The sequence below is a fragment of the Microseira wollei NIES-4236 genome (assembly GCF_020521235.1).
Taxonomy (GTDB): Bacteria; Cyanobacteriota; Cyanobacteriia; order Cyanobacteriales; family Aerosakkonemataceae; genus Microseira; species Microseira wollei.
The window spans coordinates 1-18,273 of the sequence record NZ_BLAY01000070.1 but is presented as its reverse complement, the minus strand read 5'-3'; the positions used below and the strand labels follow the sequence as shown (position 1 = coordinate 18,273).

At 43.5% G+C, this 18,273-nt stretch carries 13 protein-coding genes; 9 read left to right on the top strand and 4 right to left on the bottom strand.

Annotated features, from left to right (window positions below; all coding sequences use genetic code 11):
* The first annotated feature begins 57 nt into the window (after positions 1-57).
* Together MiSe_RS22485 and MiSe_RS22480 are read left to right on the top strand one after the other, a co-directional pair.
* Positions 58-2,955 (top strand): response regulator, encoded by a 2,898-nt coding sequence (locus MiSe_RS22485; protein WP_307731506.1) that lies wholly within the window; start codon positions 58-60, stop codon positions 2,953-2,955.
* Positions 2,956-3,021: 66 nt separating this feature from the next.
* Positions 3,022-3,492, top strand: coding sequence for a response regulator (locus MiSe_RS22480; RefSeq protein ID WP_307731505.1), 471 nt, complete (start codon positions 3,022-3,024; stop codon positions 3,490-3,492).
* Between the two features lie 226 nt (positions 3,493-3,718).
* On the opposite strand, the gene MiSe_RS22475 is transcribed toward MiSe_RS22480, so the two are convergent.
* From MiSe_RS22475 to MiSe_RS22460, 4 genes are all read right to left on the bottom strand, one after another.
* The gene (locus tag MiSe_RS22475; RefSeq protein WP_226585087.1) at positions 3,719-4,630 is read right to left on the bottom strand and encodes a F0F1 ATP synthase subunit gamma; all 912 of its coding nucleotides are present in this window, start codon (positions 4,628-4,630) and stop codon (positions 3,719-3,721) included.
* A 126-nt stretch (positions 4,631-4,756) separates the two neighbouring features.
* On the bottom strand, positions 4,757-5,998 hold the full coding sequence (locus MiSe_RS22470; RefSeq protein WP_226585085.1) for a hypothetical protein: 1,242 nt from the start codon (positions 5,996-5,998) through the stop codon (positions 4,757-4,759).
* Positions 5,999-6,302: 304 nt separating this feature from the next.
* The gene (locus MiSe_RS22465) at positions 6,303-7,859 is read right to left on the bottom strand and encodes an alternate F1F0 ATPase, F1 subunit alpha (protein WP_226585083.1); all 1,557 of its coding nucleotides are present in this window, start codon (positions 7,857-7,859) and stop codon (positions 6,303-6,305) included.
* Between the two features lie 58 nt (positions 7,860-7,917).
* Positions 7,918-8,130, bottom strand: coding sequence for a type II toxin-antitoxin system Phd/YefM family antitoxin (locus MiSe_RS22460; protein ID WP_226585080.1), 213 nt, complete (start codon positions 8,128-8,130; stop codon positions 7,918-7,920).
* A 241-nt stretch (positions 8,131-8,371) separates the two neighbouring features.
* Between MiSe_RS22460 and MiSe_RS22455 the strand changes: the two genes are divergently transcribed.
* The 7 genes from MiSe_RS22455 (at position 8,372) to MiSe_RS22420 (ending at position 17,668) form a co-directional block, all read left to right on the top strand.
* A complete protein-coding gene (locus MiSe_RS22455; RefSeq protein WP_226585078.1) occupies positions 8,372-11,257 on the top strand; it encodes a HAMP domain-containing sensor histidine kinase in 2,886 nt (961 codons plus the stop codon).
* Between the two features lie 257 nt (positions 11,258-11,514).
* Positions 11,515-12,111, top strand: a complete 597-nt coding sequence (locus MiSe_RS22450; RefSeq protein ID WP_226585076.1) for a type 2 periplasmic-binding domain-containing protein — start codon at positions 11,515-11,517, stop codon at positions 12,109-12,111.
* 7 nt (positions 12,112-12,118) lie between these two features.
* Positions 12,119-12,817 carry a cupin domain-containing protein gene (locus MiSe_RS22445; RefSeq protein WP_226585073.1) on the top strand — a complete coding sequence of 233 codons (699 nt, stop codon included), beginning with the start codon at positions 12,119-12,121 and terminating at the stop codon, positions 12,815-12,817.
* A gap of 13 nt (positions 12,818-12,830) precedes the next feature.
* On the top strand, positions 12,831-13,631 hold the full coding sequence (locus MiSe_RS22440) for an SDR family NAD(P)-dependent oxidoreductase (RefSeq protein ID WP_226585071.1): 801 nt from the start codon (positions 12,831-12,833) through the stop codon (positions 13,629-13,631).
* A gap of 54 nt (positions 13,632-13,685) precedes the next feature.
* Positions 13,686-14,462 (top strand): SDR family NAD(P)-dependent oxidoreductase, encoded by a 777-nt coding sequence (locus MiSe_RS22435; protein ID WP_226585069.1) that lies wholly within the window; start codon positions 13,686-13,688, stop codon positions 14,460-14,462.
* A gap of 165 nt (positions 14,463-14,627) precedes the next feature.
* Positions 14,628-15,599, top strand: coding sequence for a DMT family transporter (locus MiSe_RS22430; protein WP_226585067.1), 972 nt, complete (start codon positions 14,628-14,630; stop codon positions 15,597-15,599).
* A gap of 734 nt (positions 15,600-16,333) precedes the next feature.
* On the top strand, positions 16,334-17,668 hold the full coding sequence (locus MiSe_RS22420) for a radical SAM protein (RefSeq protein ID WP_226585065.1): 1,335 nt from the start codon (positions 16,334-16,336) through the stop codon (positions 17,666-17,668).
* Positions 17,669-18,273: the final 605 nt, after the last annotated feature.

The window sequence follows — 18,273 nt, the reverse complement described above, 5'->3', positions numbered from 1 at the left end:
TTATAACTAGCAACTTGCGTTAATAGCTAATCGACCATCCATCGCCATCCAAAAACAATGAACAACCAGTTTATTGCTACCGAAAAAGCCAATATTCTCATCGTTGACGATACCCTGGAAAATTTGCGCCTGCTTTCTAATATGCTGACCCAGGAAGGCTATAAAGTGCGAGGCGTACCCAAAGGTCAAAAAGCGATCGCCACGGCACAGTTAGCGCCTCCTGACTTAATTTTGCTCGACATTATGATGCCAGAAATGGACGGCTTTGAGGTTTGTCAACAGCTTAAAGCGGAGGAAAAAACTCGCGATATTCCGGTGATTTTCTTAAGTGCTTTGAACGATACTTTAGATAAAATTAAAGCCTTTTCTGTTGGGGGAGTGGATTATATCACAAAACCCTTTCACGTGGAAGAGGTTTTAGCCCGCGTCGAGAATCAATTGCGGTTGCGATCGCTACAAAAACAACTGCTCGAACAAAATACTATTCTACAAAAACAAATTCGCGAACGCCAGGTTCTAGAAAAAAGGTTACGGGATTCTGAGGCGGAGATGCGGGGTTTTTTTGAAGCGATGAGCGACATCGTTTTGTTTATCAATGGGGAGGATAACAGCATTAAAATTGCGCCAACGAATCCGGATCGCTTTTATCCGCCTGATACCGATATCCTGGGTCAAACAATCGAACTTTTTTCTGGGGAAAAAGCCGAGATTTTTAACAGTAAAATTAAGCAAGCAAGAGAAATACAGCAACCGATTAATTTTGAGTACAGCCTAGAACTAGAAAATCAGCAAATTTGGTTTATTGCCAGCATTGCTCCCACATCAGAAAATACAGTAGTTTGGGTGGCGAGGGATATAAGCGATCGCATATTAGCAGAAGCAGCGCAAAAACGGCGAGCAATAATAGATAACCTACTGGGAAATATTTCCCGCGCATTCCTCGACCAAGATATCGACACGGCGATTGATTTTACCCTGAGTAAGATTGGGGAATATACTGGGAGCGATCGCAGCTACATTATTCGCTTCTGCGACCAGCAAAAATACTTGAGTATGACTCACGAATGGTGTGCAAAAACAGCCGTTCCGCCAACCCAATTATTGCAAGAAATCCCCTGCGAAACCTTCCCTTGGATGTACGAGCAACTACTGCTCGGCAAAACCGTCCTGATTAGCGATGTTGATAATTTACCCCCCGAAGCAGTTGCAGACAAAACAGCACTTACTCGCCTATCTACCCGGTCATTAATCAACATTCCCCTACTGCATCGAAACCAACTCGTAGGCTGTATTGGTTTAGTCACCGTTCATGCTGCAAAACAGTGGACAGAAGAAGAAATTAACCTACTCAAACTGGTAGGAGAAATAGTCGCGATTGGTTTAGCCAGAAACGACGCAGAAATAGAGCGACAGCAAGCAGCAGCAGCAGCGTTTGCAGCGAGCAAAGCCAAAAGCGAATTCCTCGCCAACATGAGCCACGAACTCCGCACCCCCCTGACTGCAATTCTGGGACTTTCTGAAGTTTTGCGAGAAGAAACTTTTGGCCCTTTGACTGCCAAACAGCACCAAAAATTAGCCACCATCGAACAAAGCGGTCAACACTTGCTGGAACTGATCAACGATGTTCTCGACCTCTCTAAGATTGAAGCGGGAAAGATGGAATTGCAACTCGCTCCCACGGATATTTCAGGGTTGTGCAATGCCAGTCTCGCCTTTGTCAGACAGCAAGCGCATCAAAAACGAATTCAATTAACTTGTCAGGTTCCACCCCAAATCGGCAAAATCGAAATCGATGAACGGCGGATGCGACAAGTGCTGATTAATTTACTCAGTAATTCGGTTAAATTTACCCCAGAAGGCGGTGCAGTTTGGCTCGAAGTCCAAGCAGATCGAGAACGGGAAATCGTGCAATTTAGCGTCGTCGATACTGGTATCGGGATTGCACCACAAGATATCAATAAACTCTTCCGACCTTTTGTACAGTTAGAGGGTGCTTTAAACCGGCGCTATGCTGGTACTGGTTTGGGACTGGCGTTAGTGCGACAAGTTGTAGAATTGCACGGGGGAAGCATATCTTTAGAAAGCGAAGTCGGAAAGGGAAGTCGCTTCACCGTGTCCGTACCTTGGCGTCAGAAATCAGAAGCGATCGCGCATCAAGAATCTTGCATTTCCTATCCCTACTGCTTCAATTTAAACCAAGTTTTAATCGTCGAAGATTCTGCACCCGCTGCCGAACAAGTTGCCCATTATTTATTAGAATTAGGAGTAAAAAATTACACTATCCATTCTCTGGGAACCGGGACGACTGCAGCCGCTCTGCAATTAAACCCAGATGCGATAATCTTAGATTTACAACTGCCAGATCGTTCCGGATGGGATGTTTTGGCGCAATTGAGAAGCGAACAGAAAACGCAGCATATTCCCATTTTGATTGTTTCCGTGGCGGATGAACCCGCGCGAACAGGAGACTTGGGAGTGTGCGAGTATCTGGTCAAACCTTTTTCCCGCCATCAGTTTCAGCTGGCGCTACGCAAGCTGATCGCTAAGCGCGATGCCACTGACAACCCGAAGCCTGCTGCGGAAACAACACCTTTAATTTTACTGGCAGAAGACAGCGAGACAACAATTTATACAATAGTTGAATATTTAGAAGTAAAAGGTTATAGAATGGCAACCGCACTCAACGGCATCCAAGCTGTCCAGATGACAAAACAGTTAAAACCCGACCTGGTGCTAATGGACATCCAGATTCCGGAAATGGACGGCTTGGAAGCAACCAGGCAAATCCGCGCCGATGGGGAAATTGCGGCAACTCCGATTATTGCCCTGACTTCCCTCGCCTTGCCGGGAGATCGGGAAAAATGCTTAGAAGCTGGGGCAACCGAGTATCTTACGAAACCCGTAAGTTTGAAAAAGCTCACCGAAGCGATCGCGCAGTTCGTAGTACGTTCGTAGTAGGCGCTTGGGCGCCGTCAGATGACTAATCGCTAATACCAACAAATAACAAATAACAAATAACTAATGACTCACCCACAAAATCAACCAGATCATAAAAAACTTCGCATCCTAATTATCGACGACGAAGAAAGTATATTTGAAGTAATTGAAGGATTGCTTTTGCGAGAAGGTTATGACTTAACCTACGTATCCAGCGGCAAAGAAGCATTAAATCAAATCGAGGAAATTCAACCCGATGTTATCTTATTAGATTTAATGATGCCAGAAATGGACGGATTGGAAACCTGCCAGCAAATTAAAGCCAATCAGCGTTGGTGTCACATTCCCATTATTATGGTCACAGCTTTAAGTTCTAAAGAAGATTTAGCCCGCTCTCTCGAAGCAGGTGCAGATGATTTTTTGTCAAAACCCATTAACAGTATCGAAATGCGAGCGAGGGTGAGATCGATGTTAAGAATTAAGCTCCAGTACGATGCTTTAGCAGCTACTCAGCAACTGCGAACGCTTAATCTTTTTAATGCATTTTTGCAGTAATAACCAAAGTTGCTAATTGCTAATTGCTAATTGCTAATTGAAGAACGCTTGCTTCAAGAGCGCGAAGCTATCATGAGCTTAAGTAATATAGCAGATTGCAGATGGATGAGGTACACCTTCGTTTGTATAGCGGCAGCATTAATGCTGCCGCTATACAAACAAAGCCTTAAGGCTTTCCCTCACTCGCTTGCAATCCGCTGTATACTATTTTCCTTGCCATTAGCTATTAGCCATTAGCAATTTCTCCAGATTGAGCTAACGCTTCAGAACCTGCTACAATTTCGAGAATTTCTTCAGTAATTGCAGCTTGACGCAACTGTTGAAATTGAGCGTTAAATTCGGATAATCTTTCTTCAATATTTTGCTCAGCAACTTGCATAGCAGCGAGGCGACTGGCGTTTTCACTCGCTAAAGATTCGGCAAAGGCACGATAGAGAGAAATAAAGAAATATTGCCCGATTAATTCAGAAAATAACCGACTTCTATCCATCGTGAAAATAGGTAACGTGCGCGAGTTCCAAGGTTGTTGTTGCAAGTTAGATAACCAGGTTCGATCGAGGGGTAATAAATGCAGCGTATGGGGCGAGTATGATGTGTTAGAACGAGGTTGATTGTAAAACAAGATAATGCGATTGATTTGTTGCGTTTGACGCCAAGCTTCGATTTGCAGTAACAATTCTTGCACCATTGGCGTGATGCCAGCAAGGGAACTCGGCATATTAAACGAAGATGCAATGGTAACTTTAGCATTTTCCAAAGGTGGGATAACCCGCGCCCCCACGGTTACTATTGTGCGGTTTTCTGATGCAATAGGTAATTGCTCGATTTGATTAATAGCATAGTGGGTAATTTGTTCGTTAAATTGACCGCACATTCCTTGGTCAGATCCCAATATAACCGCAGCCAAACGATTATTTATAGAGGCTTCTATTCCTGCCAAATTATGCCCTTCGGAACTAGCATAACCCAGCACAATTTGCAATCCCATTTCAATCGTGCGGTTGTATTCCGCGAGAGATTCTACCGCCCTTTCGTATTGGCGAATGCTAGCAGCAGCGAGGACTTTCATTGTTTTTACCACCGATTGCAGTTCTTTGGCGGTGGTAATTTGGCGTTGGAGGGAATCAATTGCTGGCATGATTTTGTCAGATTTACATACACAATTCAAAGATTACCGAACCTATCACCTTTGTTTCTGCGTAGATCTCTCATTTTTAAAGCGACGATTTTTCAGAGAAACTTTGGTGTTTGCGTAAGTCCTGGATTACAAATTACTGATTTGTTGATTTGAGCCACAATGCTTGCAGTACGGCAAATGTTTGTAAGTAAGATTGTGGCAGTTTTGGCATTCAACATATTGATAATAACCGCAGTGGGGACAGAAGGTATCCTGTTGGCGAATCTTCTTAGCACACTTGATACAGCGGGATTTTTGCACTCTATTCGCTGCCTGAATTTTAGGATTCAAGACAACTTTTTGACAAAACTTGATAATGCCAAAACCAACCAGCGGGATGAGCAAAATATAAAAATAGCTAATGAGGAAAAGCAATCCTCCCATCAAGGCGCTAATGATATCAAATAACCATTGAAATATGGCGCCGATTTGAAAAAATTGAAAAACTTTAAGGATGAGCGGTATAAAAAATATAACCAGCAAATGCCAGCTAATTAGCGCAATTAGTCCATATCCTCTTCTTTGGGCAAATTTGTGAACTGATAAAGCGCCGAGAATCAGCGGCAGCAGAAACAGCGACTGAAAACATAGTTGAATACTTGGATACCAAAATGATGCATTTTCATAGCCTTTTTCAACTTGATTAAATTTGTCTTCGTTGTTCAGAAAGGCGATAAAATCGGCAGTTTCTGGTTTGGCTAGCAGTTCATTTTGTAGATTGGTAATTTCGTTTGTAAGTGTAGAAATTGTGCTGGTATTTCGATCTAACTCCTGTTTAGCTTTTTCCGCACCGACTTGATTAATAGATTGTTCGCGCGGCTGACCTGCAATTTTTTCCAACAACGTCGAATCGTATTGGGCGCGAATACTGCGATTCGCTTGTTCTAGATCGCTGATTTCCACTTGTTTCCGATCGATAGTTTTTATGGTTTGCTGATTTTGAGGATTTGCAATCTTGTCTTTATAAGCGGCATACTGCAAGCAGGTAGCAGAAACCTTCCCCAGATGTCCTTCTGCATTTTGTTGATAGTTTCGCTGAAAACTGGGTTGATTGTTAGTGCCATAGGGGAAGGAAAGCCTGACAATTTCATAGTTTTTATCTTGATTTGTTTGTTTCCGGTAATTGCCCCACTCGGAATAACATGGATAAGCCTGGTTAGGAATGATATACCACCTGCTAATATCATCGAGTCCGGCAAAAACATTGATTAATATAAAAATATCGATCAAAATAATGACAATCAAACTGACTTTATTTATGGGTTCGTTTTTGATTGTCCTTGAATTCCTAAAAAACTGATTGAAAAGGCGGCGGATTCTGGCAAACATATTTTTAAAATAGATAGTACTGGATTTAATTTAGACTATTTACCCATTTTACAACCCCGAATGGGTCAGTTTAATGTTTGGCACAGGAGATGCGATCGCATTAAATTTCTCCGCCTATACAGCAGATTGCTTGCCGAGTGAGGGAAAGCCTTTAGGCGCCTTTTGTGTAGCGGCAGCCTTAAGGCTGCCGCTACACAAAAGGCGCCGTACTTCATAGGGCTGCAATCCCCTTGCTGCCGCTACACAAAAGGCGCCGTACTTCATAGGGCTGCAATCCCCTTGCTGCCGCTACACTGCAATCCGTCTATACTGGTTGGCTTTTTGACTCGAACTTCCTGTTAATATCCACAATCGCATTCTTGGCTGCGTTCGCGATCGCTGTGAAATCTGCCTCGTTGAGTTTTTCGCCAGATTGGATGGATTTACACACCTGGGGCAATTGTTCTGTCACTGCTTTGGCAACGGCTTTTTCCGCAGCGGCAATATTTTCAATCGCCAAATCATCAAATACTCCCGATGTTACCGCCAACAATACAGCAATTTGTTCTGCCACTGGCATCGGTTCGTATTGATTTTGTTTCAAAACTTCCCGCACCCGCCTTCCCCTTTCTAGAGTTTTGCGAGTTGCTTCATCTAACCTGGTTCCAAAGCGGGAAAAGACTTCCAATTCTTCAAATTGAGAATAAGATAAACGCAAATCTCCGGCAACGGCACGATAGGCGGGGAGTTGCGTTTTTCCTCCTACGCGCGATACGGATTTTCCCACATCAACCGCAGGGATAACACCTTTTTGAAATAAGGTGGGAGACAGATAAATTTGCCCGTCTGTAATCGAGATTAAATTAGTCGGAATGTAGGCAGAAATATGCTGCGCTTCCGTATCGATCATCGGCAACGCAGTTAGCGAACCTCCACCTTTTTCGGCATTCAAATGAGTAGAACGTTCTAACAAGCGAGAATGGATATAAAAAATATCGCCTGGGAAGGCTTCTCGACCCGGCGGACGGCGCAATAATAAGGATAATTCCCGATAGGCGCGAGCGTGGGCGGTGAGGTCGTCGTAGATAATTAATACATCCCTTCCTTGTTCCATAAAATATTCTGCCATTGCCGTTGCTGCGTAGGGGGCAATAAATTGCAATCCCGGCGGTTCTTCTCCTGCTGCGACGACTATCAAAGAATAGTCCATTGCGCCGTATTTTTGTAAATCGGCAATTAGTTTAGCAACAGAAGAACTGCGCTGTCCGATGGCGCAGTAGACGCAGAGAACGTCTTTATCTTTTTGATTGATGATCGTATCGAGAGCGATCGCGCTTTTTCCAGACGCGCGATCTCCTAATATTAATTCTCGCTGTCCCCGTCCAATTGGAATTAACGCATCTACCACTTTTAATCCAGTTTGCAATGGTACCGTTACCGGGGCGCGATCCATAATTCCAGGCGCTTCTCTTTCCGCCGCACGGCGTTGCGAAACCCGCACCGAACCCCTATCATCCAAAGGACGCCCCAGGGGGTCTACGACTCGTCCCAGCAGCGTTTTTCCCACGGGTACATCTAACACTCTTCCAGTGCGGCGCACTTCGCAACCTGCTTTGAGATGTTCGCTTTTATCTAACAAAATAATGCCCACTTCATCGGGGTCGAGGTTGAAGACCATTCCCATTCCATTTCCCCGAAATTGCACCACTTCTTCCGATTTTACCGCCGGTAAACCGGCGACGCGGGCAATCCCTTGACCGATAAATTTAACAACGCCTATTTCCTGGGATTTTAGGTCTGGTTTTTGGTTGGTTAGTACGCGAGCGAAGGTGTTGAAGGTGTTATCTAAAACTGTTTGTATAACTTGGTTATTTTGGCTCATATTAACGCCTTTGTTTTATGGTGCGATAGCTTCATTTACCCTCAAACTGTCCGATGATTTATTCTGGCAAAGGTGCATCAAAATCGTCTGGTGTGCGAAATTCTCCCGCACACAAACCAAAAGGTCGAAACTGCTTAGCACTTAGACGAACTTGCTTAATTTCTGCCACAGGTTTATCTGCTTGAAGAATCACAAACGTTTCGCCTGCTTGTACCCGCTGGAGGTAACCCAGCAAATCGCGCTGAATCTCATCAAGGCTGATGGTTATCATGATGTAACTGTATTAGACTCACTGACATTTACAGGATAACCCTTTCAAACTAAAAATTTTACCCCCAAAATAGCTAAGCAGAGCAACTGATAAAGTTGCGCGAGAGCTGCGGGGAAGGGAGGCATATCGCTTCTTCTGCTTGCAACCGGACAGTTTCGAGAAAGCTAAATATTTGAGTCACTAATTGAGCAACCCAATCGCTACTCGCGCCTGAAGGCACCTGTTTTGATAGGATCGCTACATGACGGAAAGAGCGAGTTTACCCAGACGCTGGTATCAGGGCTTTGCCAACATTCCGATCCGAGTGTTGCTGACGGTTCCATTTATGTTGCAATTGGTGGGAGCGGTTGGCATAGTCGGTTATTTGTCCGCTCAAAGTGGACAGCGATCCGTGAGGGAACTTGCCGATCAACTCACGCAACAGGTGTCCCTTCGGATTCACGATCGCCTCACCACCTACCTAAACACCCCCCAAGATGTGATCGCCGCGAACCATCTGGCAGTACAGCAGGGAACCTTTAACTTCAAAGACTTTGAGCAACTGCGACAGGAATTTTGGCAACAAGTCACCCTGAACCCCTCACTCCAATCTACCTTCTTTGTCAACGAGCTAGGAGAATTAATTGGGTACGGACGCTTTCAGAGTGAGGAACTTGTCAAACAAGCCGAAAGGCTGACTGGGGAGGACTTGTCTATCGGTATCCCCTACTTCTATAGATCGAGAAGTACTGATCCGGGTAAACGGAAATACTATTTGGTTGACGCTAAAGGCAATCCTCGCAAACTCGCCTATACCGTCCCCATCGATAACCGCACAAGTCCCGTGTATCGCTATGGCAAAGCCGTCAGCCAACAAACTTGGTCGCCAATTTCTGTTTACAAGGTTGTACCCACATTAGGAATTTTTGCACTTGCTCCCATTTACGATCCTGCGGTCAAATGGCGGGGAGTTTTTGCCTCTGATGTTACCCTGGCCGGACTCAGTACCTTTCTTAATCAGCTCAAATTCTCACCATCTGGACAGACTTTTATTATGGAGCATTCTGGTAATTTGGTTGCCACATCCATGCCAGAACTACCCTTTGTCAAGTCAGGAAAGGGAGAAACGACACGATTGTTAGCAGTAAATAGCAAAGATACCAAAACCAGAGATATTGCTCGGCAACTCGCCCAAAAATTTGGCAACTTCCGCACCCTGGAAACAACCCAACAACTGACACTCTGGAGTAACCATCAACGGCAGTTTGTCCGAGTGACTCCTTACCAAGATCGATACGGATTGGATTGGCTGGTTGTGGTGATTATTCCAGAATCTGATTTCCTGGCAAAAATTCATGCCAATACCCAGCGAACATGGCTCTTGTGCGGGCTGACTCTAGTCGTGGCAGTGGGGACAGAAATCTTGACCGCCCATTGGATTGCTACCCCCATTCGTCGCTTGCAGGAAGCAGCAGACGCGATCGCGATCGGACAATTAGATTATCCAGTCGAAACCAGTGGAATTGGTGAAGTCGCACACCTGACGAAAGCTTTTCAACAGATGGCGCATCAGCTAGAAACATCGTTTCAAGCGCTACAACAGAGCGAACAACGATTTGAGACGCTGCTGACCAACGTTCCAATCGGGATCAGTGTTTTTGATGCCACCGGAAATCAAATTCTCCTCAATCAAGCGGGTAAAACCATTTTAGGGCGAGGACATATTCCCAACTTGCGGCTTGAACAAGAGTCCCAAACCTATCCAATCTACCAAGCAGGAACCGATCGACTTTATCCTGTGGAACAGTTGCCAGTGACACGAGCATTGCTCGGCGAGGCAACTTGGCTAGATGATATGGAGATTGAAGTCAATGGTGAGCGAGTAATATTGGAGGTTCATGCCATTCCGTTTTTCGATAAAGCAGGCAATGTTCTCTATGCTATTAATGCTTTTCAAGATATCACAAAGCGACGACAAGCCGAGCAGATTTTAACCAATTATTCCAGAGATCTAGAGTACCAGATCGGGGAACGGACAAAGGAACTCCAATGGAGTGAAGAACGGTTCCGCAGCGCCTTTGAAGATGCCCCAATCGGCATGGCATTAGTAGCGCTGGAGGGTCAATTCATGCGCGTCAATCGATCGCTTTGTGAGATCCTCGGCTACAGTCAAGACGAATTGCTGACCAAAACCTTTCAAGAAATTACCCATCCCGACGATCTGGCAATTGATTTAGAGCAAGTACAAAAAATGCTGGCAGGTGAAATTCACACCTACCAAGTGCAGAAGCAGTATTTACATCAACGTGGTCATGTGGTCTGGGTGCTGCTTTCTGTATCGCTTGTCCGAGATAACCAGGAAGACCCTATCTACTTCATAGCCCAAATTCAAGACATTAGCGATCGCTATGCCATCGAGCAGATAAAAGATGAATTTATCTCGATTGTTAGTCATGAACTACGAACTCCGCTAACTGCTATTCACGGTTCTCTCGGCATCTTGGAATCGGGACTTTATAGCAACAATTCTGAACAGTTTAACCATCTGATTCAAATCGCTCTCAACAATAGTGATAGACTGGTGCGATTGGTTAATGACATCCTCGATCTGGAGCGGTTAGAGTGTCGCAAAACCGAGCTGGCGATGGAATCATGTGAGGTGACGGATTTGATCCAGCAGGCAGTTGAAACTGTACAGCCAATTGCCGATGCAGACCATATCCATCTGGATTGGAAACCGCTGCCAGTTACAGTATGGGCGGCACCGGATGCGATCGTGCAAACATTAACCAACCTGTTGAGCAATGCCATTAAGTTTTCGCCTACTGGCAGTACAGTGTGGGTAAGGGCAGAGGTTGTCGAAGCGAGTGAGGAGTTCAGGGAGAACATCCATACCCCACTACCCTATATTATCTTCTCCATTCAGGATCAAGGACGTGGCATTCCTGCGGATAAACTCGAAACCATCTTTGGGCGATTTCAGCAGGTGGATGTGCAGGATTCCCGACGGAGGAGAGGAACGGGGTTAGGACTTGCCATTTGCAAGAGCATTGTGCAACAGCACCAAGGGCAAATTTGGGCCCAGAGTGTGTTGGGTGCAGGAAGCACTTTTTATTTCACCCTACCAGTTCAGGATGAAGCGGTATAGGAAAACAGCGTTGCCAGGGGAATGATTAAGAAAATTGGAAATTTAGCTCATCTCATATATTTCTTATATTTTTCCCCTATCCTCGGTTTCGATGAAAGATTGGCTCAACAACTTCTCCTACCATCCAGGAGTGGAGATCGCTCTGGTGAGTAAAGATCTTTCGCGAGCGGGAGGAAAATCCCATCCTCCTGATCCGGGGTATTGACACTTTGCCCGCAATCATGGTGTTATCGCATAGTTAATCAGGAGTTGAAATAATGCTAAAGTTTTCAATGGATTTTCATTACTCTATTCCCTCCTCTAAAACTATAATTCTAGGTACTTTAGGTCCTAGTGGAACTAGTAGCGAAGAAGCTCTAAATTATGTTATTAGTCAATTACAAAACGAGGAAATAACTGTGTCAGTAAAGTTATTTGATAAATTCTCGGATTTAGCCGAGAATTTACTAAACAAACAAATAGATTTAGCTTTGGTTCCTCATGCTTACGATAAAATCAATGAATTTTATATGGAACCTGATTTTGATTTGGGTCTTATATTCACGTATCCAACCCCTATCTATGGATTAGCAAAAAGAAAAGATACAGAGTTAGATTTAAAGGGCAGCAAAATAGTTAGTCATCCAGCTCCGTTACCTTTATTATCAAAACTATTGCCAATTTCTTTAGATCGAGCAGAAATTGACGTAGAGCTTGTCAACTCTACAAGTGCCGCAGCTATGTTAGTAAAGCAAGGTTTAGCTGATTTTGCTATTACCAATGAAAAGGCACTAAATTTATATGATTTAGAATTTGTCAGTACTTATGGAAGAATTCCTATGAGTTGGTCTATTTTTTACAATAAAAAAATATAATCAATATATGTCTAAAAATTTTCCCCAGTCTCAACGTATCAAAATTGGTTCAGATATAGAACTGTTGGCATTTCAATGTCAAGATACAGTATTTCAATTTGCTTACATTGCTCCAGGAGCTAGTTTAAAATTACATCAACATCCAGAGAGCCAAATAGGTATGGTAATTTCTGGTAAGATGGAGATGAACATCAACGGTCACAAAGAAGTTCTCAAACCACTACAGCAAGTTTATGCTGTTGGTGCTAATGTTCCTCATGGAGCGGTGAATTGTTCTTCTACTGAAACTATCTTTTCCCTTGATGTCAAACGCTTGGTAAATTCATCAGTAAGTGAAGAGATACTCAACCTATCGCCAACAAAAGATACTGCCACAGATTTAATTTATCAAGCTGCTACTGGTTCGTGGTTTGAAATTGCGATCGCCAAAATTCCGACAGGTGTAAAAATTAAGAGTCAGCAATCTGATACTGAAGAAATCGGCATAGTTTTGTCTGGTGAAATGCTCATCACTGTAGGCAACGAACAACAGCAAGTGAAAACTGGTGAAATTTATTATGCTCCTGCTAACATAGTTAATGAAGGATATAATTTGACAACAGAAGAAGTAACTTTAATCAAAATTCTGTTTTTTAAACAACCTCTTAACAGGGAACAAGATTTCTGTGTGATTAATTCTGTCGGAAAACTTACCTCTACTGCATAAAGGAATAATCTTCATGGATTTAGGACTAACAGGGAAAGTAGCTTTAGTTACGGGATCTAGTGCTGGAATTGGATTCTCTATCGCTCAAGGATTAGCAAAAGAAGGTTGCAAATTAGTTATTTGTGGACGGAATCTAGAGAAAATCCAACAAGCAGAAAAATCTTTAATTCAGGAGTTCCCTAATTTAGAAATTTTCAGCTTAACTGCTGATGTTCACCAAGCAAATGAATGTGAGAAATTAGTGAATTTATCACTAGATAAATTTGGAGCTATTGATATTTTAATCAATAATTCTGAAGGAGCATCATTTTCTAGTCAAGCTGTAGAACAATTGTCAGATGATGATTGGCGTGGGGTATTTGAAGCTAAGTTACTAGGCTACATTCGCATGAGTAATCTGGTTCTGCCGACGATGAAAAACCAAAAATGGGGTCGAATTATTAACATTGTTGGTACATCAGGAAAAGAACCTTCTAGCCTGCTCATAAAATCGGGTGTAGCTAATGCAGCAATCATGAACTTTACGAAAGCTGTGGCTATGCAAGCCGCTAAGTTTAATGTGCTAATTACTGCTATTAATCCAGGGGTAATTGATACGCCAAGACACCGACAATATTTAGAAATTGCTGCTCAAGAAGAAAACCAAACACCTGATATTATTAGAGCAAAAATTACCAATGCTATTCCTATAGGTCGTCTTGGCTTCTCTAGTGAAGTAGCCAATATAGTCGTTTTTCTATCATCAGAATGTGCTAGTTATATTACGGGTGTCACAATTGCTATAGATGGGGGATTATCTGCTTCGGCTTTTTAAGTAATTTTATTCAATTTCCGTTAAATAATACTGCTGAATATTTCAGGTAAGCTAGTGGAAAATCATCTTTTTGACTTAACAGGTAAAGTAGCCATTGTTACAGGCGCTGCTAGGGGAATTGGCAAAGCGATCGCACAAGGATTAGCTGCTGTTGGTGTAAAGGTAGCGATCGCTGATATTAAACAGGCTGAAGGAGAAGAAACTGCCAAAATTATTCAAGCGGCTGGACAAGAAGCAGTAGCATTTACTACAGATGTTACTAAGCGTCAAGAGTGTCAAAGGTTGATTCAACAAACTGTAGATTATTACAACCGTCTGGATATTTTGGTTTGTAATGCCGGGATTGAGATTCTTAAACCTATGATTTCTCTGGAAGAAGATGAATGGGATGCCATTATGAATGTTAATTTGAAGGGTTATTTTAATTGTTCTCAGTTAGCTGCTAAACAAATGATCCAACAAGGTACAGGTGGAGCAATTATTATGAATTCTTCTATTGCTAGTGTAATCGGCCTAGCTAATTGTGCTGCTTATACTGCCTCTAAAGGAGGTGTTAATCAGTTGGTGCGCACCCTCGCTATTGAATGGGCAGATTACAAAATTCGTGTTAATGCTTTTGCTCCTGGATATATGAATAACATTATGGAAGGTACTGAAAAATTCCGCTTACCTCTAGAACAAGAACAAGAAAATTTAAAAAGATTGATTCCTATGAAACGTAAAGGTGAACCGGAAGAATTAGTCGGTTCAGTAATTTTCTTGGCTTCGGCTGCTGCTTCCTACGTTACTGGTTCAATTCTGATGGTTGATGGTGGTTACAGTGCTTTGTAAAAGCATCGAAAATTTACTCAAACACACGTCGCCAGTTCGTGTACACTGAAATTATGGCTTTGGGGACTATATTGATACTCCTGTAGGTCAAATTTACCCCGAATACGGCGTGGAGAAAATGCCAGATGTAGATTTTTTTGTCCTCCCCCATCACTGTAAAATTGTATGAGCAATGATTTAAGTCATGAAAAACCACACTTCCAGCAATCATTATTGACTGCCCCAACTCTAAAGGCGATCGCTGCTTTATTGGGAGGTATAGTAGCTATAGCAATGGCACCAATCTTAATCAAATTCAGCGAAAACGCAATCAGTCCAAACGCCACCATTTTTAATCGCCTCTGGACTGCTGCTGCTGTATTGGGACTTTGGAGTGGACTCCAAGCTGTGAGTCAGCGACTATCTAACACCCAACCTGTAGAAAAGAATGTGTACGGCAATCGGACTGTTGGGTTATTAATGATAGCAGGAATTTCTGGTAGCTTCTTTCAAGTCTTGTGGGCTTGGTCGCTAACTCAAACATCCGTTGCTAACTCTGCGCTTATGCATAGCCTGACCCCACTATTTACCACTCTAGTAGGGTGGATTTTTTTCCATCGGCGCTTTGACAAAAAGTTTATCATTGGTATGGTAATTGCCATTGGCGGAGCCAGCGCTCTAGGATTGCTTGACCTGCAAATCGACATCAACAAAGTCCAAGGTGATGCAATTGCCTTACTCTCTGCAATAGTCTTTGGTATTTACCTACTTGCTCTCGAAGAAATCCAAAAAAGCTTAACAAGTATAACGACAATTTTATGGTGCTGTGCGATCGGTAGTCTGTCACTATTACCCTTGCTCTTGATTACAGAAGATGGACTAGATCATCTTTTTCCCAATTCCATCTCTGGGTGGCTAATAGTCATAGCCCTGGGTTTAACAATAGCTGTTGGTCATTCTCTGTTAACATACAGCCTCAAGCTATTGTCTTCAGGGTTCGTTTCAGTTAGCATTCTTCTCGATCCAGTTTTTACGGCAATTCTCGCTTGGGTATTCTTTTCACAGACGCTAAGTTTCTCTAACCTATTAGCTTTTGCTGTAATATTGTTAGGCATATATCTCACCTTATCTAGCCCATCTGCTGTTAATGAGACTTAAACAAATATCAAGCCCAAACAAAGCCCAAATTATTTTGGTAAGCAGCGAACAAGTCCCTATTCTGGTTTAGCCACAAGACAAATCGATAAGATATAGCTGTCCGAAAGGCTGACAAAGCTTCTGGAAAAGTCTTTAAAGTACAATTGGAGTAAATCCGGTTCTCCAGTACATACTATGCTAAATTATTAGCATTAAGTTGCTAAAAGCCTTACCCAGCAATAACTTTGGCTATAATTTTCAATTATTTTATGGCTCTATTTACTGAAATACAGGTATGACGGCTTTTCGGCTATTTAAACTGATAGTTTAGCATAGTATGTACGGAAGAACCGATCCACAACTAATCATTCTTGGCAGGGGAATGATTAAAAGAATCAGAAATTTTGTCCATCTCATATATTTCATATATTTTTCTGCTATCCTCTGATTTTATTAAAGAGTGGCTCACCGACTTGTCCTACCGTCCATGGGCTGCGATCGGCTTACCTGGTGTCGTAGGCGATCGCGAGCCATCGAAAATCCCATTTTCTTATCCCACATTCGGCACCCTCGATTATGGTAGCTAAACAGTCTCCAACAATTGGACTGATTGAAGTTCCAGCAACGGGACTATACGATGCAGAAGGCAAAAATTGGACTTCTTTATAGCGTTTCTCGTTCTTATAAAGTACACAAGGGCGGGCAAGATGCCCACCCCACAAGAGATTGATTAATTTAATCCGTACATCACTTAAGTGAGAATAGCTATATTTAGACATCGTTCGTTAATCAGCAAGCAAGTTTTGCTCGCTGACTTGCTTGCCGGGGGATTTGATGCCCAATTAGTCAACCTCAGAGATGAGAATTATAGTGAAGAATTTGGGCAGATTTTCTGGAAAGGTATGACTCTGCGGAAAACATACGTTGGGGGCAAAATTGCCGCCCTCGATCCCCACGCCTATGATGCTTGGGGAGTTACAGTTAATTTCTCCCAAGATCGTCAAGTCACTTGTATGGTGATTGAGCATCTGGCTAAGGGAGGTCGTCCCATTGTCGTTGGTGGGTCGGATGCTTTCGCTGAACCACACCACTACTTGAAGGCGGGCGCAGCAGCAGTAGTTCAGGATAAATCCGGTGCAGCTAATTGGGCGATTTTTGACTATGTACTTGGAAAAACTCCACGAGAAGAACTCACGGGTGTCATTCTCGCAGACGGGAAACAGTATCCCAGAAAGACGAAAGCAAAAAGTCCAGAGGAGTGGGCACTACCCTCGGTGGAAGTGGCTAAAGAATGTTTAGGGACACTCCCCAATGTCCAGGGAACTGTTCCAGTAGGTTCACTGGTGGCTGACATTGGTTGCGATCGCACCTGCGATTTTTGCATGACACCCACCTACGGCACTGGCTATCGGAGAATGTCCCCAGAAACAGCCCTCAAATGGTTGGCTATCCAGAAAGAAGCGGGGGCGGTTTCGATCAATATCGGTTCCGATCAATTCCTCGCCCGTGGACTCTTTCCTGAGGGGCGACAAGAGATCCTCGAAATTACCAATGGTGCGCGGGAGATGGGAATAACTCTCATGTGGCCCAATGGTTTAGAACTGAGGAAAGTAACTCTGGGTGCTGGGCGTAACTACGAAAGCACCGACCTCAGACCTGACGAAGAACTGATTGAAGCACTGTTTGGCTGGGATGGCAAAGTCGGTTGTCCTTTGGCTTATATCCCTGCCGAACGTCCCGTTTTTGGACGAGAAGCATACAAGAAACTCCTACCGTGGCAAGAGCATTGTACGTTGATGAAATCTGTAGTCAGAACTGGTGTACCTGTCATTGCTTATGGCATCATTATCGGACTACCCGATGATGACCATGAGGACTTGTTACGTCTTGAGGAAGCCATCTCAGAACTGGTGGATCAACTGGTAGAGATTAACCCTCAGTTGGAATTTCAAACTTCGTGCTACAGCATTATTCCCTTGCCCGGAACTCCGCAAGCTCATAACTTACGCAAGTCAGGACTGCTACAGTTTGAAGACACCTGTCTTTGGGGGGTATGGACAACGACTTCCAATACTAATCACCTTACCTAAGAGCAGGTTTCCGATTGGCAAATTCGTCTATCTAATATTCGGAGATCTCCGTCTGAATTTACCAACTATAACGGCGAATATTCAGGGATGGTGAGTACAGCTTCCTCCAACGACTCAAAGGTTGTGTTGGCAAATTTGAACTAAACACCGCCCTTTTGGGCAACTTCAGATTCACATCAGAAATGTTGTCCTTTAGACCTCTCCAAAAATGTAGAGACGTGGCAATGCAACGTCTCTACATTTTTGGTCACCCCGTCAGCACCCCGTCAGGGATATAATTCGGAGAAAACCTCCGAATGTAAGACGCACTCAAGAAACAAGCTTTAGCTCTCGACTGCGTTAGGGACTTTGACACTCTCAGCTCTAAAGAGACTGAGATTCTGCGGACAGAGAAGGCATCGGATTTAGCCACAGCCTAACTCTCGCTGCGGTCGTCAAGCACCGCCTACCCAGTAAGCCTAAGTCTAAACGAAGAAAAGCTGGCTACTTTACGCAAAATATTTGCAGAAGCATTCAGATCGGCATTAACAACCAAACCGTTGGAAGAGCAATACAACCCACGATATATACGCTTACCAGATGCTTTCCACCCTTCTGGCTTTTCG

What these genes read in the sequence shown, in the direction of transcription:
- MiSe_RS22485 (WP_307731506.1), top strand. Translation starts at nt 58, where the DNA reads ATGAACAACCAGTTTATTGCTACCGAAAAAGCCAATATTCTCATCGTT.
- MiSe_RS22480 (WP_307731505.1), top strand. Translation starts at nt 3,022, where the DNA reads ATGACTCACCCACAAAATCAACCAGATCATAAAAAACTTCGCATCCTA.
- MiSe_RS22475 (WP_226585087.1), bottom strand. Translation starts at nt 4,630, where the DNA reads ATGCCAGCAATTGATTCCCTCCAACGCCAAATTACCACCGCCAAAGAA.
- MiSe_RS22470 (WP_226585085.1), bottom strand. Translation starts at nt 5,998, where the DNA reads ATGTTTGCCAGAATCCGCCGCCTTTTCAATCAGTTTTTTAGGAATTCA.
- MiSe_RS22465 (WP_226585083.1), bottom strand. Translation starts at nt 7,859, where the DNA reads ATGAGCCAAAATAACCAAGTTATACAAACAGTTTTAGATAACACCTTC.
- MiSe_RS22460 (WP_226585080.1), bottom strand. Translation starts at nt 8,130, where the DNA reads ATGATAACCATCAGCCTTGATGAGATTCAGCGCGATTTGCTGGGTTAC.
- MiSe_RS22455 (WP_226585078.1), top strand. Translation starts at nt 8,372, where the DNA reads ATGACGGAAAGAGCGAGTTTACCCAGACGCTGGTATCAGGGCTTTGCC.
- MiSe_RS22450 (WP_226585076.1), top strand. Translation starts at nt 11,515, where the DNA reads ATGCTAAAGTTTTCAATGGATTTTCATTACTCTATTCCCTCCTCTAAA.
- MiSe_RS22445 (WP_226585073.1), top strand. Translation starts at nt 12,119, where the DNA reads ATGTCTAAAAATTTTCCCCAGTCTCAACGTATCAAAATTGGTTCAGAT.
- MiSe_RS22440 (WP_226585071.1), top strand. Translation starts at nt 12,831, where the DNA reads ATGGATTTAGGACTAACAGGGAAAGTAGCTTTAGTTACGGGATCTAGT.
- MiSe_RS22430 (WP_226585067.1), top strand. Translation starts at nt 14,628, where the DNA reads ATGAGCAATGATTTAAGTCATGAAAAACCACACTTCCAGCAATCATTA.